Below are 15,401 nucleotides of genomic sequence, written 5' to 3' on the forward strand. Positions count from 1 at the left end.
CGGTCGAGGTGCCGCTCAGCCTAGCGAGGTCGGCTTCGGCCGGGTCGAAACACTGCGGCAACACGCCCCGGACTAGGCTCGGGGCATGGGTGACCTGTTCGACGGCTACGGTGCCACGCTGACGCCCCGTCGGTCGCCCGCGGGGGTCGCCCCGTTCGACGAGATGTTCGCGGTGTCGCGGAACGGCTCGGCGGGGGCGGAGTCGCGGGAGGCCTATCGCGAGCTCCACCAGGCCTTGGCGCAGATGACCCAGGAAGAGCTGCGCGGGCGCACCGAATCGCTCGCGAGCTCCTATCTCGCCCAGGGCGTGACTTTCGACTTCGCCGGTGAAGAACGGCCTTTCCCGCTCGACGCCGTGCCGCGCATCATCGCCTTCGACGAGTGGTCGCGCATCGAGGCGGGGGTGAAGCAGCGCGTGCGGGCTCTCGAGGCGTTCCTCGACGATGCGTACGGTCATCAGCACTGCGTGCGCGACGGGGTCCTCCCGGCGCGCCTCATCGCGTCATCCCAGTACTTCTACCGGCAGGCCGCCGGCATCCACAGCGCCAACGGCGTGCGCATCCAGGTCTCGGGGATCGATCTCATCCGCGACGAGAACGGCGAGATGCGGGTGCTGGAAGACAACGTGCGCGTCCCGTCGGGTGTCTCGTACGTCATCTCCAACCGCCGCGTCATGGCCCAGACCCTTCCCGAGCTCTTCGTCTCGATGCGGGTACGGCCGGTCGGGGAGTATCCCAACAAGCTCCTCGCGGCGCTGCGGGCCTCGGCCCCGCCCGGGGTCGAAGAGCCGAACGTCGTCGTGCTGACCCCCGGTGTGTACAACTCGGCGTACTTCGAGCACACCCTCCTCGCCCGCCTCATGGGCGTCGAGCTCGTCGAGGGGCGCGACCTGCTCTGCATCGGCGGCAAGGTGTTCATGCGCACGACCCGCGGGCCCAAGCGCGTCGACGTCATCTACCGCCGGGTGGACGACGACTTCCTCGACCCGCTGCAGTTCCGCGCGGACTCGATGCTCGGGGCTCCCGGACTCATGCTCGCCGCGCGACTCGGCAACGTCACGATCGCCAACGCCGTGGGCAACGGGGTCGCCGACGACAAGCTGATCTACACCTATGTGCCCGACCTGATCCGGTACTACCTCGCCGAGGAGCCGATCCTGAAGAACGTCGACACCTGGCGGCTGGAAGATCCGGGTGCGCTCGAGGAGGTGCTCGACCGCCTCGACGAGCTCGTGGTCAAGCCCGTCGACGGGTCGGGCGGAAAGGGCCTGGTCGTCGGTCCCGACGCCTCCCCGGCCGAGCTCGAGGCGCTCCGCCACCGACTGCTCGCCGATCCGCGAGGGTGGATCGCCCAGCCCGTGGTCATGCTCTCGACCATCCCCACCCTCGTCGAGGACGGGATGCGTCCCCGCCACGCCGACCTCCGGCCCTTCGCGGTCAACGACGGTGAGGACGTCTGGGTGCTCCCCGGCGGGCTCACCCGCGTGGCGCTCCCCGAGGGGCAGCTCGTGGTCAACTCCAGCCAGGGCGGCGGCTCGAAGGACACCTGGATCGTCGGTGGTTCCGCGCCGTCGCACGTCGAGTACGGGCAGGGGGCGGGCCTGGCCGGGCTCGTCGCCGATCAGGCGGCTACGGTCACCGCCGCCATCCCGATCATCTACGACGAGCAGGACGAGGTGACCCACTCGCCCCAGGACCGCCCGCGCACGCGCACTGAGCAGCAGGAGCAGCAGCAGCAGGGGAGGGATGACGCATGCTGAGCCGCATTGCTGAATCGCTGTTCTGGATCGGGCGGTACATCGAGCGGTCCGACGGCACCGCGCGCATCCTCGACGTCCACCTCCAGCTGCTGCTCGAAGACCCGTGGATCGACGAGGACACCGCGTGCCGCTCCCTGCTGAGCGTGATGGGTTCGTACCCGCTCGAGGGTGCAGACCGGGTCGGTCGCGATGACGTGCTGCAGCGTCTTGCGGTCGACCGGATGAACCCCGCGAGCATCGCCTATTCGATCTCGGCGGCCCGCGAGAACGCCCGCCGTGCGCGCGAGATCGTCTCCACCGAACTGTGGGAGACCCTCAACACCACCAGCGCCCGGATGCCGCGGCGCCTCCAGCGCGACAAGGTGCACGAGTTCTTCCAGTGGGTGCGCGAGCGCGCGGCGCTCGCGGTCGGCGTCGTCGACTCCTCCACCAGCCGCGACGAGGCCTGGCAGTTCTTCACCCTCGGACGCAGCATCGAGCGCACCGACATGACCGCGCGTCTGCTCGCGACGAGGTCGCTGACCGAGGCATCCGGTCCGTCCTGGACGACCATCCTGCGCTCGTGCGGTGCCTATGAGGCGTACCTGCGCACCTACCGGGGCATGCCGAGCGCGCGCAACGCCGCCGAGTTCCTGCTGCTCGACCGGCTCTTCCCCCGCTCGATCATCTACTCCATCCAGCTCGCAGAGGAATGCATGAGCGCCATCGATCCCCGCGCCGATCGCGTGGGGCACTCCAACACCGTGCTCCGCGCGCTCGGGCGCATCCGCAACGACCTCGAGTACCGGCCGGTCAGCGAGATCCTGAACGAGCTTCCGCATCACATGCAGCGCGTGCAGAAGGTGACGCGCGAGGCATCCGAGGCGATCAAGTCGCGGTTCTTCCCCACGCAGGCCGAGCCCAGCTGGATCGGGGAGATCTCGTGAAGCGCCTCCGCATCGAGCACTCGACCGGCTTCTCCTACCAGGGGAACGTCTCGGCGTCCTACAACGAGGCGCGGATGCTGCCGGGATCGACCGACAGTCAGTTCGTCCTGAACTCCTCGCTGGACATCGAGCCGTCCACATCCGTCAATCACTACGTCGACTACTTCGGCACGCGTGTGGCGTCGTTCGACGTGCTCTCGCCGCACGCGGCACTGCAGATCACCGCGCGCTCCCTCGTGGAGGTGCGGTCGCGTCCGATCGCGCACACGCCCCTCACCTGGCACGGGCTCGGCGATGAGGCAGCGGCCTCGGTGGCGACCATCGAGCAGCTGGGTCAGACCGCACGCACCCGGCCGCACCCGGAGGTGGCGGAGCTCGCCCGCTCGATCGCCGCCGAGCACACCCATCCCGGTGAAGCGGCCCACGCCATCTCCATCGCCGTCGGCGACGCCGTCGAGTACATGCACGGCGTCACCGGAGTGCACTCCACTGCGAGCGATGCATGGACGGCGCGCAAGGGCGTCTGCCAGGACATCACCCACATCACCCTCGGTGCCCTCCGCGAGGTGGGGATCCCGGCGCGCTACGTCTCGGGCTACCTGCACCCCCGGCCCGACGCGGAGGTCGGTGTCGCGGTCACGGGCGAGTCGCACGCCTGGGTGGAGTGGTTCGCCGGCGACTGGCACGGATTCGACCCCACGAACAACATCGAGATCGGCGATCGCCACGTGCTCGTCGGACGGGGCCGCGACTACAACGACGTGCCGCCGCTGCGCGGGGTGTACGCGGGGCCGTTCAAGAGTCAGCTCAACGTGAAGGTCACCATCACGCGGGAGATGTGACCCTCAGGGCGTCGATCCGATCCGCGGATCGCGACGAAACACCATCGAGGCGGAAACCGCCTCCGCGTTCTCGCGCCGTGGCGCCGAACGTGACGACGACGACACGGCAGGGTGGACCAATGAGTTTCCGGCAGAGTCTGCGCGAGTTCGAACTGGCCACGCGCCCGATCCATCCCGAGTCGAAGGCGGCGTTGGAGAAGCGCTGGCGAGAGCTTCCGCCGCACGCGCAGACCGACAATCAGCTGCTCGGTCGCTGTGCCGTCGGATGCGAGGGGACCCACGGCGTCTTCCCGAAGTGCAACCTCACCTGCTCGCCGTGCTACCACTCCGCCGACGCGAACAAGGTGCGCATCGACGGCGCGCACACCGTCGACAACGTCGACGAGCAGATGCGGTATCTCCGTCGCATCCGGGGCCCGCGTGCCCACGCGCAGCTGATCGGCGGCGAGGTCAGCCTCCTTCCGGCAGCCGACCACGCCGCAGCGCTGCTGGCGATGCGCGCCCAGGGGCGCGAGCCCATGTCGATGACCCATGGCGACTTCGACTACGACTACCTCCTCGACGTCGTCCTCGATGACGAGGGCCGTCCGCGATTCGACAAGGTGTCGTTCGCGGCCCACTTCGACTCGCTGATGCGCGGCCGTCGCGGGGCGGTGCGGCCCCGCAGCGAGGCGGAACTCCACCCGTTCCGCGAGGAGTTCGCGCGGATGTTCGTCGATCTCAAGCGCGACCACGGGGTGAACCGTTACCTCGCGCACAACATGACCGTCACGCCCTCCAACGTCGACGAAGTCGAAGAGGTCACGCGCGCCGTACTGGAGATGCCGTACGACATGATGTCGTTCCAGCCCGCCGCCTTCATCGGCGACGACCGGCGCTGGCGGGAGGACTTCGGCGAGGTCACGATCGACAAGGTCTGGGAGCGCATCGAGAAGGGCGCCGGGCAGAAGCTGCCGTGGCAGGCGACGCAGTTCGGCGACCCCCGCTGCAACCGTTCCACGGTCGGGGTGCGGGTCGGCGGCGTCTTCGCGCCGCTGCTCGACCCCGAGGACCCGAAGGACATCGCCGCCCGCGACCGATTCCTCGCCCACCACGGCGGAATGGTGTTCGGGGATGTGCCCAAGCCCGTGCTCGCCATCAAGGTCGCCCGCGCCGCGCTCGCGCACCCCGGCGACATCCCGCCCCTCATCGGGCTCGCACGCCGGGTCGTGCGTCGTGCCGGTGGTCTTCGCCGCATCCTCCGTGCCGCCCGTCGCGGGAAGCTGTCGTTCAAGACGTTCGTCGTGCACAACTTCATGGACGCCGAGCAGGTGGCGCCGGCGTGGGAGCTCATGGAGAAGGGCGTCGTCTCCGATGACCCGGTGCTGAAGGAGACGCAGGAGCGCCTCGGATCGTGCATGTATGCCATGGCGCACCCCGAAGACGGCCGACTGGTGCCGGCATGCGTCCAGCACAGCGTGCTCGACCCGCTCGAGAACGTCGAGCTGCGTCGCGTGCTGCCGCTCGTCGGCGCCGGTGCTGCCGGTGCGGTGTCGCCGTCGGTCGTCTCCCGCCCGTCGGGTCTGACGCCGGTGCGCAGCACCGGCCGCGCCGGCGCCTGACCCGCCGCCCCCTTTTCGCTTCCCCCGTCACGTTCCGCCCCGCGGCGGGAAAATTCGGGGCCGATGTCGTCGGGGGAGCCGGGGGGTGGCGCGGGAACGAGGGGGCTTCCCCCGTCACGTTCCGCCCCGTGGCGGGACGATTCGGGGCCGATGTCGTCGGGGGAGCCGGAGGGTGGCGCGGGAACGAGGGGGCTTCCCCCGTCAGGTTCCGCCCCGTGGCGGGACGATTCGGGGCCGATGTCGTCGGGGGAGCCGGAGGGTGGCGCGCTGTGGCGCTGGCGCGGGCGCGCCGGGGGCGGGTCAGCCGGCGACGACGTGCGCGGTGCCGGTGGGGATCGTAAGGTCGACGCGCTCGCCCAGCCGCGGTGCTCCGGCCGCGGTGACCTCGGCGTGCAGCAGCACCGTCGGTGTCACGCGGACGGTGAGATCCATCCGCGCGCCCGAGGCGCGGGCCGACTCGACGGTTCCGCTCCACCGCGCCTCCTGCGCGGGTGCCGGGGTGAGCGTCTCCACCGCGAGTGGCGCCCGCCCGGCGCCATCCGCACGAGGGCCCGGCCGGCCGGGGCCGGCGAGCGGATGCTGCGATGTCGGCGCCTCCGCGGAACGCCGCACCTGCACGTCCTCCTGTCGGACGATGAGCACGGCGGGGCCGGACACCGCGGCATCCGGGACCGGGATCTCGCCGAGGGCGCTGGTGTGCACTCCGCCGGCGATCACGCCCGGAACGAGGTTCCGCGCCCCCATCAGCTCGGCGACCCGCACCGACGTCGGCGCGCGGTACGCCCCCGCGATGTCGCTCTCGTGCTGCAGCACGCCGCCATCGAGGACGGCGATGCGGTCGGCGACCCTCGAGGCCTCGTCTCGATCGTGTGTGACGAGCAGGATCGTGGGGCCGACGGTCAGTCGCAGTTCGTCAAGAAGCGCATGCATGTCGGCGCGAAGCGCGGGGTCCAGGGCGCTGAAGGGCTCATCGAGCAGAAGCACCGCCGGCTCCGCGGCGAGGGCCCGGGCGATCGCCACGCGCTGCTCCTGCCCGCCGGAGAGCTCGTCGACCCGGCGCGTCCCGAAACCGCGCAGCTGCACCATCTCGAGGAACTCCGCGGCACGGGATCGGGCCGTGCGTCGCGACTCGCCCCGCACCCGCGCCGAGAACGCGACGTTGTCGAGCACCGAGAGATGGGGGAAGAGGAGGGATTTCTGGAACACCATCCCCACGCCGCGGCGCTCGGCGGCCACGCCCGCCACGTCGTGGCCGTCGATCAGGACGCGCCCGGCGTCGGGGGCTTCGAGCCCGGCGACGAGCCGCAGCAGCGTGCTCTTTCCCGACCCGCTCGGGCCGAGGACGGCGGTGCACGACCCTGCCGCGACGTGAAGGGTGACGTCCGAGACCGCCGTCGTCGGCGCGCCACGGAAGCGCTTGGAGACGGCGTCGAGGGTGAGTGAGGCGGTCATGCCGGAATCCTCTCCGGGGTGGGCGAGCTGGTGCTTGCGGCGGGCGTGGATGCGGTCGGCGTCGGCCGACGGCGCCCGAGCGACACCGTTGCCAGCAGAAGGACGATGGGCGGGATGATGGCCGCGAGCGACATGACCGCCACGGCGGCGTCGTTTCCGACGGCGGCCGCGGCGCCCGCGACGACGAGGGGGAGCGTCACCAGTTCGCCGGCGCCGACGATGACGGTGACGAGATAGTCGCTCCAGGCGACGAGGAATGCCAGGAAAGCCGCGCGCGCGAAGGCGGGGGCCAACAGCGGCACCTGCACGCGCAGCAGCACGTCGCGGCGCGACGCCCCGAGCAGCCGGGCGTTCTCCTCGTACGACATGTCGTAGGCGCCGTACGCGGTGCGCATCACGAACGCGGTGTAGGGGAGGGCGAGGACGACCAGCACCAGCACGGTGCCGGCGACCGGGGGCACGTAGGTGCGCAGCAGCACCACGTTGACCCCGAGCACCGCGGCGAAGGGCGGCAAGGCGATCGGCGACAGAAGCAGCGCCGCGACGGCGCGGGGCCACGGCACGCTGCCGAAGGTGAGAGCGCGGGCGGCCAGAGCGCCGAGCGGGGTGGCGATCGCGGCGACCGTCACCGCCAGGACGGTGGAAGTGACGAAGGCGGGGGCCGCACCGAACCCCTCCGCCGCGACGAGACCCCGGGTGCCCCACGCCGTCGGAAGCGGCGAGGGGAACGACCAGCGGTCGGCGCCGACCCAGAGCACGAGCGGCAGGAACGGAAGGGCGAACCACACGATGAGCAGGATGCCGGTGGCCAGACGCACCGCCCGGCCGGCGCCGTGCGAGACGACCAGGGTCGATCCGGACGAGGCCGTCCCCCCACTCATCGCCACACCGCCGTTCGCCGCAGGATCGCGAACGTGCCGGCCACGACGGCCAGCGCGATCGCCGAGGTGACGACGGCGACGGCGGCGGCGTCGGGCCGCGAATCCAGGGAGACACCTTGGAACAGCCGGACCGCGAGGACGGGAAGCGGCTCGGGGTAGGTGCGGCCGAGGAGCCACGACACCTCGTAGGAGGCCAGGGCGTAGACGAAGCTGATCGCCGAGCAGATCAGCAGCGTCGGCGCGGTGAGGGGAAGGAAGACGCGACGAAACCGCTGCCAGCGTCCTGCTCCGAGAAGGGCGGCGCTCTCGTCGTACCGCGCGATGCGGGTGGCGAGGGTGCCCGTGACCACGAGCGCGATGAAGGCGGACTCCTTCCACGCGAACTCGGCGATGGCGGCGGCCCAGAGCGGGCCGCCGACGAACGCCGGCCAGGCTTCGGGCGGAACCCCCAGCATCCGCGAGAGCATTCCCCCGTCGGCGAGCAACAGCCCGATCGCGGCGGCGCCGATCAGGTGGGGGACGGTGACCGTCGCGGCTCCGAGCGCAGCAACGACGCGCCCGCCCCAGCGACCCGAGACGATCACGACGGCGGCGGCCATGCCGACGACGGCGGCGATGAGCGTCGAGGCTCCGGCCACCCAGAACGACACGCCGACCGCCGCCCAGAGCGCGTCGGGGTCACGGGTGTAGGCCGCGAACGACAGCTCGGCCTCACCGACGACGGGCAGGAGCCCGAGACTCTGCAGCACGGTCGCGCCGAGGCCTCCGCCGACCACGAGCGCGGTCGCCGCCACTGCCGGAAGCACCATCAGCGCGCCCGCCCGGCGGTGCCGGGCGGACTGCGCAGGACGGGCGACCAGCGGGGTGAGCGTCACCGGCCGAGAACCTCCGTGCGCCACCCCTCGTCGATGGCGGGAACCCACTCGGCGGCGAGCTCGGCGTGGGCGTTCTTCGACAGCACCTCGTAGGGGGGCACCACGGGCGAGGCGGGCAGCGTGTCGAACAGCGCCCGATCGCCCGGTTCCAGGCCCTCGATGTCGAGGACGGTGAACTGTCCCCAGACCTCCGGCTCGGCCTTGGCGACCTGCTGCTGCACCGACAGGGACTCGTTCGCGACGACCATCGCGCCGGCGACGGCGTTCGAATTGGCGGGAAGGCCGAGGAAGCTGGCGTTGCCGACGGTGCCGTCGGCGAGTTCGAGCACCTTCGTCCCGGCGGGGTAGGTGCCGTCGGCGACGAGTCCGGTCAGGGTGGCGGGGCCGTAGGTCATCATCATGTCGACCTGACCGTCGGCGAAGAGCTGGCCGAGCTCGGCCTCGTTCGCGGGATACGTGTCGCCGCCGCGCCAGAGGCTCGGCGCGAGATCGGTCAGGCGGTCGTACAGCGCCGGCGTGAGCTCATCGAACGCCTCCTGCGAGAAGTCGACAGGCACCTCGTCGGCGCCTCCCGATACGCTGGCCAGCACCTCGCGCACGAACACCGAGCCGGTGAAGTCCGGCGGCGCGGGGTAGGTGAATCGTCCGGGGTTGGCTTCCGCCCACTCGAGCACCTCCGCCATCGACGTGGGGACGTCGGTGACGGTGTCGGCGTTGTAGACGAGGGTGAACTGCGCCTTGTGCCAGGGGGCCTCGCACCCGTCGACCTCGGTGCCGAAATCGGACAGCAGCAGCGGGTCTTCGGGATCGGTGTTCGCCATGTTCGGCAGCAGATCCGTCCACCCGCACAGCCACGCGTCGGCCTCTTTGCCGGTGCGGAAGTTGTCGCCGTTGACCCAGATGAGGTCGACGGTGCCGTCGTCTCGTCCAGCCTGGATCTCGGTGAAGACGCGGTTGAGGGCGTCGCGGGTGTCGGTCACGGGCACCCGCTCGAGGGTGACGCCGTACTCGGCGACGGCCGGGGCGAGGATGTCGTCGACGTAGGCGTTGCCCTGATCGTCTCCGCCGTACATCCACAGCTGCACCGTCTGGCCGTCGGCATCGGCCAGGACCTGATCCCAGCTGTCGGGCACCTCGCCGCCGGGGGCTGCAGGGGCGGAGCACGCGGCGAGGGCCAGCGCGGGGAGCACGAGGGCGGCGACGGCGAGACGCCGGCGGCGGGATACGAGGTTCATTGCAGTGATCCTTCCAGGTGTTCGGGCCTCGGCTATCGTGAGCGGGTCCACACCGACCGAAACCCCGACGAGAGCACAGACGACGAGAGGCGCATGATCACGCGAAATCGCCGCAGCGTTTCCCGGGGTGCGATCATCCGGTTGATCTCTCTCGGTGTCTTCGTCGCCGCGGCGGTTTCGGTTGGACTGCTGCTGCCCCCGCTCGATGTCGACGGCCTGCGCGCCCTGTTCGGCGACCTCGGATGGACCGGTCTCGTGGCGTTCGCGGCGATCTACGGGCTGCTCACCCTCTCTCCCGTGCCGAAGGGCGTGTTGAGCATCGGTGCGGGCGTGGTGTGGGGGTTCGGCGTCGGGGTGCTCGCCGTCTACGCCGGGGCGCTCCTGGGGGCGACACTGGCCTTCTGGGCGTCGCGGCTGCTCGGACGCGACGCCGTCGCGCGGCTGATGGGACGTCGGGCCGCCGCCATCGACGACCTGTTCGAGCGTCGTGGGTTCCTCTCGATCCTCGGGCTCCGTCTGGTGCCGGTCGTGCCGTTCACCGCCCTGAACTACGCCTCCGGCCTCACCGGCGTCAGATATCCCGCCTACGCCGCCGCGACCGCGGTCGGCATCATCCCCGGCACGGCGGCCTACGTCGCGCTCGGCGCGTTCGGCATCGAGGCAGGACCGCTCTTCTGGGTCGCTCTGGGGGCGCTCGGCGCGCTATCCCTCATCGGGGCGGCCGCCGGGGTGGTCGTGCAGCGCCGCCGCGTGCGTGCGCGCGCCGCCGGCGCGGCATCCGATGCTCCCGCCGGCTCCGAACAGAAAGCGGCGACCGGCCTGGAAGACCGGAGCGGACGGGGGGCCGAGCATGCTTGATGCGGCGCTGCGACCCCGCCTCGCGCGGCCACTCGAAGCCCTCGCGGCTCTGCTCGACCGGCCGGGGATCACGCCCGACCGTCTCACCGTCGCCGGACTCGTCCTGGGTCTTGCCTCCGCGGTGGGCGCGGCGTTCCAGCTGTGGATCCCGGCGCTGGTGCTCTGGCTCGTCTCCCGCGTCGTCGACGGGCTCGACGGCACGCTCGCCCGCCGCCGAGCGGCCGCTCGCGGTCAGGAACGGGGCGGCACCCACGCGGGCGGCTTCCTCGACATCGCCGCCGACTTCGTCGTGTACGGCGCGACCGTGGTGGGCGTGGCGATCGGGGCCACCGCCGGTGGCGCGCCGTGGTGGCCCTTCCTCCTCGTGCTCCTCGCCTACTACATCAACGGCACGGCGTTCCTGGCCTTCTCGTCGATCGCCGAGCGTGCCGGTCGTCGGATCGACGACGGGCGGTCGCTGTCGTTCCTCGGAGGACTCGCCGAGGCGACCGAGACGATCGCGGTGCACGCGCTGTGGCTCATCCTGCCGTTCTGGGCGGCCGAGATCGCCGTGGTGTGGGCGGTGATCGTCGGGCTCAGCGCGACGCAGCGGATCGTCGTCGGCTACCGGGCACTGCGCTGACCGGGTCGGGTCAGAGCGCTGCGCGGCGGGCGTGCCGCCGCCGGAGGAATCGGATGCCGCGGCCGACGATTCCGCGATCGAGGCCGTCCTGCGCGGCGCCGATCGCGGCGTTCCAGGCGGCGTCGGCGTAGGTGGGGTAGGCGTGGATCGTGCTCGCGAGGGCACGAACCGAGACTCCCGCGGCGATCGCGGTCGTCACCTCCCCGAGCACTTCGCCCGCGCGGGGGCCGACGACGGACGCGCCGCGCAGCCGTCCGCGGCGGTCGATGACGAGCGTGGTGTGCCCGGCGGTGTCGTGGTCGGCGATGGCGCGGTCGACGTCGTCATGCTCCGTGGTCACGACACGCAGACCCTGCGTGCGGGCATCGGCGGGTGCGACGCCGATCGCGCCGACCTCGGGGGCGGTGAAGGTCACCCGCGGCACGGCCGCGACATCCACCCTGCGCGAAAGACCGAGAACGGCGTTCGTCGCCGCCGTGCTGCCGAAGAAGCCCGCGGTGTGGGTGAACATCGGCAGCGGGGTCACGTCGCCGGCCGCGCGGATGCGCGGGTTGGAGGTGCGCAGCGTGCGGTCGACCTCGATGTCGCCGTCGGGCGTGAGGCGCACCCCCGCCTCTTCGATCCCCAGGCCCTCGACGGCGGCGCGACGGCCGAGCGCCGCCAGCATCCGATCGAAGGCGACCTCCGTTCCGTCCGAGAGGTGCGCGGTGCCGGCACCAGCGGGTCCGACAGGCGTCAGCGCCGTGACCGTCGTGTTCACCCGGACGTCGACGCCGTCGCGGACGAGGGCGTCGTGGACGATCCGGCTCGCCGCGGCATCTTCCCGGGGAAGGATCCGCTCGCCCCGGTGCGCCAGTGTGACCCGGGTGCCCAGGCGCGCCATCGCCTGCGCGAGCTCGCACCCGATCGGTCCGCCGCCCTGCACGAGCAGGGTCTCGGGCCGGCGCTCGAGATCCCAGAAGGTCTCGTTGGTGAGGATCGGCAGATCGGCGGCGCCCGGCACGTCCGGCGTCATCGGGTGGCTGCCGGTGGCGATGACCGCGTCGCGGAACCGGAGGCGGTGTCCGTCGACCTCGAGTTCCGTCGGGCCGGTGAACCGCGCGCGACCGGTGAGCACGAAGACGCCCTTGGCCACCAGGGCCTCGGGGGCGTCGACGGGCTCGATGTGCGCGATCGCAGCGCGGACGCGGGCCATCACCCGCGCGAAGTCGACGGTGACCCCCGTGACCTCGACGCCGAGGCGTGAGGCGGTACGGGCGGTGTGGGCCGCGTGCGCGGCCGCGATGAGGGCCTTCGAGGGGACGCAGCCGGTGTGGAGGCATTCGCCGCCGAACCGCGCGGCCTCGATCAGGAGGGTGCGTGCGCCCAGGGAGGCCGCGGTCCGGCTGGCCACCAGGCCGGCGCTCCCCGCGCCGATGACGACGAGATCCCAGTCGCCGGACGCGTCGGCGGGGGAGAGGATGCGGGCGCGGCGAGACGACGGGGAGGTCACGGGCGTCAGCCTACGCGGCGGCCCGAGGGATGGGCCGCCGGTGGCATCATCGAGGTCACCGGCTCGACTCGCGCCGCCCGATCCGAGGAGAACCGATGGCCAGGCCTTTCCGCCGCTACAGCGCCGGCGCTCGGTGGTACGACCTGCTCTCGGGGGAGCGCTGGGTCTACCGGGCGGGTCGGGTCGCCGGGATCGGGCTCATGGACCTGCGGGCCGGGGACGTCATCCTCGACCTCGGTTGCGGCACGGGCCTGAACTTCCCGCTGCTGCGCGCCGCCGTCGGCGACCGCGGGCGCATCGTCGGCGTCGACCGCAGCACCGACATGCTCGCCGTCGCGCGGGAGCGGGTGCGCCGCGAGGGGTGGACGAACGTCACGCTCATCGAGGCGGACGCGGCCGAGCTCGACCTCGAGGACGTGCGGGCGCGGGTCGCCGAGGCCACCGGGCGTGGGCGTGCGGGCGCCGTCGATGCGGTGCTGTCGACCTATGCGCTGAGCGTCATGCGCGGCGGGGCCGCCGACGCGTGGCGACGGGCGGTGACGCTCGTGCGGCCCGGGGGCGTTCTTGCCGTGGTCGACATGCAACCGCCGACCGGACGCTGGCGGATCCTCGCGCCGCTCGCGCACCTCGCCTGTGCTCTCGGAGGTGCCGACATCCATGCCCGAACGTGGCGCTTCGTCGCGCGCGACGCCGCACCCGGTTCGGTGCGCGAGGTCACGGTGCGCGGTGGCCATATCGTCGCGGCCGTCGGTCGCTTGCCCGGAGAGGACGTTCCCGCCACCTGATCGTGATCACGGATGCAAGACCCGTGGTGCACGTGTCGCAGGGTGGGGGATGAGGCGCCGCCGGGCGGGTCTGCCCGCCATGCGTCACCGCAACGGAGTCAGCCGGTCGGTGCGTCGGGGTCGAGGGCGCGGATCTGATCCTCCTCGACGGCGTTGTCAGCCTCGAGGCGGTTCTCGGTCTTCTCGTCGCCGCCGGCGGGTCCGTCGCCGGAGGTCTCGCCGACAGGGGTCTCGTCGGTCTGGTCGTGCTCGTCGGGACGGTCGTGATGCTCGCTCATGTCTCCACGGTAGGCCCGGGCACCCGATCGCTCGCAGGGCTTGCGTCGGCCTCCTCATCGGTGCGTGACCGCCCGCCGGTCCCGCCGGCACCGCTCCCCAGCGATGCCGTGGCGGCGAGGCCGATCACGAGGAACCCGGCGGCCGCCCACGTCGCGTAACGGGTGCCGTCCGAGAACGCCTCCGCCGCGGCATCCGCGATCTGAGCCGTCTGGGGATTCTCACGCAAGCCTGCGATCGCGCCCCCGGCGCTGTCCACCACCGACGAGACGACCTGATCGCGTTGCGCGGCCGGGACCCCCTGGCCATCGAGCGAGGCCGTGAGGGCGGCGGAGGTGCTGGTGAAGAGGATCGTGCCGAGCACCGCGATGCCGAGTGCCGCCCCGACCTGGCGCGCGGTGGACTGCGTGCCCGACGCCTGGCCACCCTCGGCGACCGGCACATCGGCGAGGACCACCCCGGTCAGCTGCGCGGTGGCGAGACCGACCCCCAGGCCGTAGACGAAGAGGAAGGGAAGCAGGAGCACCCAGTTCGCGTCGGGGGTGATGACGAACCCGAGGCCGCCGATGCCGATGATCTCGGCGACGAGGCCCGCCCGCACCACCCGCACCGGCGCGACCCTCCCGCTCGCGGCGCCGGCGAGGCCGCTCGCCACGAAGGATCCGATCGCGAGCGCGAGGAGGATGAACCCCGTCTGCAGGGCGTCGAAGCCCAGCACGAACTGCAGCCAGAGCGGGAGGGCGAGGATGACGCCGAACTCGCCGAGCGAGACGATCGTCGCCGCGATGTTGCCGTTGCGGAACGACGGGATGCGGAAGAGGTCGAAGCTCAGGAGCGTCGAGCGCCCGAGCCGCCGGCGTCGCAGGCCCCACGCGATGAAGGCGATGAGCCCGAGCACCGCGATCGCGAGGGCGATGGGAACGGGGGAAAGATCCCACGGCCAGGTGATCCCGGCGAGCTCGATCGAGCCGTCCGTCGTCCACCAGCCGTAGTTGCGCCCCTCGATGAGACCGAACACCAGCGCGGCCATCGTGATCACCGAGAGCACGGCGCCGACGGCGTCGGTGCGGCGGGTGTCGGTGCCGCGCGACTCGGCGACGGTCACCATCACGCCGACGAAGATGAGGATGCCGAGGGGGATGTTGATGCCGAAGGCCCAGTGCCACGAGAACGCGGTGGTCAGCCAGCCGCCGAGGAGCGGGCCGACGGCGGCCATCCCGCCGATCGTCGACCCCCACACTGCGAAGGCGATGCCCCGCTCGCGACCCCGGAAGGTGGCGTTGATGAGCGACAGGGTCGTCGGCAGGATCATCGCCCCGCCCACACCCTGGACGAAGCGCGCGGCGATGAGCATGCCGCCCGAGGTCGACAGGGCGGCGAGGATCGAGGATGCCGCGAAGATGACGACGCCGATCAGCAGCATCCGCTTCCGGCCGATGCGATCGGCGACGCTGCCGAAGACGAGCAGGAGCGCGGCGAAGACGAGGGTGTAGGCCTCTTGGACCCACTGCACCTCGGTGGAGGAGATGCCGAGGTCGTCGACGATCGCGGGGATGGCGACGTTGACGATGGTGGAGTCGACGATGATGAGCGACACCGCGATGCTGATGAACACCAGGCCCGCCCACCGGCGGCGCGACAGATCTGCCATATCGCTAGATTATCTAGTTATTGTTTCGAGTCAAGCTTCGTGTGGCGTCGAGACACCACCTCCCCGCCGAGACGACACCTGACGTGGTCGGTCTCGGCGGAAACCTGCCGTCTCGGACGAGCGGCGGCGGCGCAGCGCCGCGCGCC

At 71.7% G+C, this 15,401-nt stretch carries 14 protein-coding genes; 7 read left to right on the forward strand and 7 right to left on the reverse strand.

Features of this window, described 5'->3' with window-relative positions; all coding sequences use genetic code 11:
- Positions 1 to 85 precede the first annotated feature (85 nt).
- The 4 genes from V6S02_RS13895 (at position 86) to V6S02_RS13910 (ending at position 5,128) form a co-directional block, all read left to right on the forward strand.
- The gene (locus V6S02_RS13895; protein ID WP_124292386.1) at positions 86 to 1,759 is read left to right on the forward strand and encodes a circularly permuted type 2 ATP-grasp protein; all 1,674 of its coding nucleotides are present in this window, start codon (positions 86 to 88) and stop codon (positions 1,757 to 1,759) included.
- Entirely contained in the window at positions 1,753 to 2,685 is a 933-nt protein-coding gene (locus V6S02_RS13900) for an alpha-E domain-containing protein (protein ID WP_124292387.1), read from the forward strand. Before V6S02_RS13895 ends, V6S02_RS13900 begins: the two co-directional genes overlap by 7 nt.
- Complete coding sequence (locus tag V6S02_RS13905) at positions 2,682 to 3,527, forward strand: transglutaminase family protein (protein WP_124292388.1); 846 nt, start codon at positions 2,682 to 2,684, stop codon at positions 3,525 to 3,527. Before V6S02_RS13900 ends, V6S02_RS13905 begins: the two co-directional genes overlap by 4 nt.
- Before the next feature lie 119 nt (positions 3,528 to 3,646).
- Positions 3,647 to 5,128, forward strand: coding sequence for a radical SAM domain-containing protein (locus V6S02_RS13910; RefSeq protein ID WP_124292389.1), 1,482 nt, complete (start codon positions 3,647 to 3,649; stop codon positions 5,126 to 5,128).
- 300 nt (positions 5,129 to 5,428) lie between these two features.
- On the opposite strand, the gene V6S02_RS13915 is transcribed toward V6S02_RS13910, so the two are convergent.
- The 4 genes from V6S02_RS13915 to V6S02_RS13930 are packed head-to-tail and all read right to left on the reverse strand — an operon-like array spanning position 5,429 to position 9,571.
- Positions 5,429 to 6,580: an ABC transporter ATP-binding protein gene (locus tag V6S02_RS13915; RefSeq protein WP_336401318.1), complete on the reverse strand. Its 1,152-nt coding sequence runs from the start codon at positions 6,578 to 6,580 to the stop codon at positions 5,429 to 5,431.
- Entirely contained in the window at positions 6,577 to 7,461 is an 885-nt protein-coding gene (locus V6S02_RS13920; protein WP_336401319.1) for an ABC transporter permease, read from the reverse strand. Before V6S02_RS13920 ends, V6S02_RS13915 begins: the two co-directional genes overlap by 4 nt.
- Positions 7,458 to 8,336, reverse strand: coding sequence for an ABC transporter permease subunit (locus V6S02_RS13925; protein WP_336401320.1), 879 nt, complete (start codon positions 8,334 to 8,336; stop codon positions 7,458 to 7,460). The genes V6S02_RS13920 and V6S02_RS13925 overlap by 4 nt, the downstream gene beginning before the upstream one ends.
- Positions 8,333 to 9,571: an ABC transporter substrate-binding protein gene (locus tag V6S02_RS13930; RefSeq protein ID WP_336401321.1), complete on the reverse strand. Its 1,239-nt coding sequence runs from the start codon at positions 9,569 to 9,571 to the stop codon at positions 8,333 to 8,335. The genes V6S02_RS13925 and V6S02_RS13930 overlap by 4 nt, the downstream gene beginning before the upstream one ends.
- A gap of 93 nt (positions 9,572 to 9,664) precedes the next feature.
- On the opposite strand from V6S02_RS13930, the gene V6S02_RS13935 reads away from it, so the two are divergent.
- Both V6S02_RS13935 and V6S02_RS13940 read left to right on the forward strand, forming a co-directional pair.
- Positions 9,665 to 10,429 carry a TVP38/TMEM64 family protein gene (locus V6S02_RS13935; RefSeq protein ID WP_336401322.1) on the forward strand — a complete coding sequence of 255 codons (765 nt, stop codon included), beginning with the start codon at positions 9,665 to 9,667 and terminating at the stop codon, positions 10,427 to 10,429.
- Entirely contained in the window at positions 10,422 to 11,051 is a 630-nt protein-coding gene (locus tag V6S02_RS13940) for a CDP-alcohol phosphatidyltransferase family protein (RefSeq protein ID WP_336401323.1), read from the forward strand. Before V6S02_RS13935 ends, V6S02_RS13940 begins: the two co-directional genes overlap by 8 nt.
- Positions 11,052 to 11,061: 10 nt before the next feature.
- Here V6S02_RS13940 and V6S02_RS13945 read toward each other — a convergent pair whose 3' ends face one another.
- A complete protein-coding gene (locus V6S02_RS13945; protein WP_336401324.1) occupies positions 11,062 to 12,543 on the reverse strand; it encodes a dihydrolipoyl dehydrogenase family protein in 1,482 nt (493 codons plus the stop codon).
- A 95-nt stretch (positions 12,544 to 12,638) separates the two neighbouring features.
- Between V6S02_RS13945 and V6S02_RS13950 the strand changes: the two genes are divergently transcribed.
- The gene (locus V6S02_RS13950) at positions 12,639 to 13,328 is read left to right on the forward strand and encodes a class I SAM-dependent methyltransferase (RefSeq protein WP_336401325.1); all 690 of its coding nucleotides are present in this window, start codon (positions 12,639 to 12,641) and stop codon (positions 13,326 to 13,328) included.
- 98 nt (positions 13,329 to 13,426) lie between these two features.
- Here the strand turns inward: V6S02_RS13950 and V6S02_RS13955 are convergent, their stop codons facing one another.
- Positions 13,427 to 13,606, reverse strand: coding sequence for a hypothetical protein (locus tag V6S02_RS13955; protein WP_124292395.1), 180 nt, complete (start codon positions 13,604 to 13,606; stop codon positions 13,427 to 13,429).
- Positions 13,603 to 15,255 (reverse strand): MFS transporter, encoded by a 1,653-nt coding sequence (locus V6S02_RS13960; protein WP_336401326.1) that lies wholly within the window; start codon positions 15,253 to 15,255, stop codon positions 13,603 to 13,605. Before V6S02_RS13960 ends, V6S02_RS13955 begins: the two co-directional genes overlap by 4 nt.
- Between the last annotated feature and the right edge of the window lie 146 nt (positions 15,256 to 15,401).

It is taken from the genome of Microbacterium sp. CCNWLW134 (genome assembly GCF_037083565.1).
Classification (GTDB): domain Bacteria; phylum Actinomycetota; class Actinomycetes; order Actinomycetales; family Microbacteriaceae; genus Microbacterium.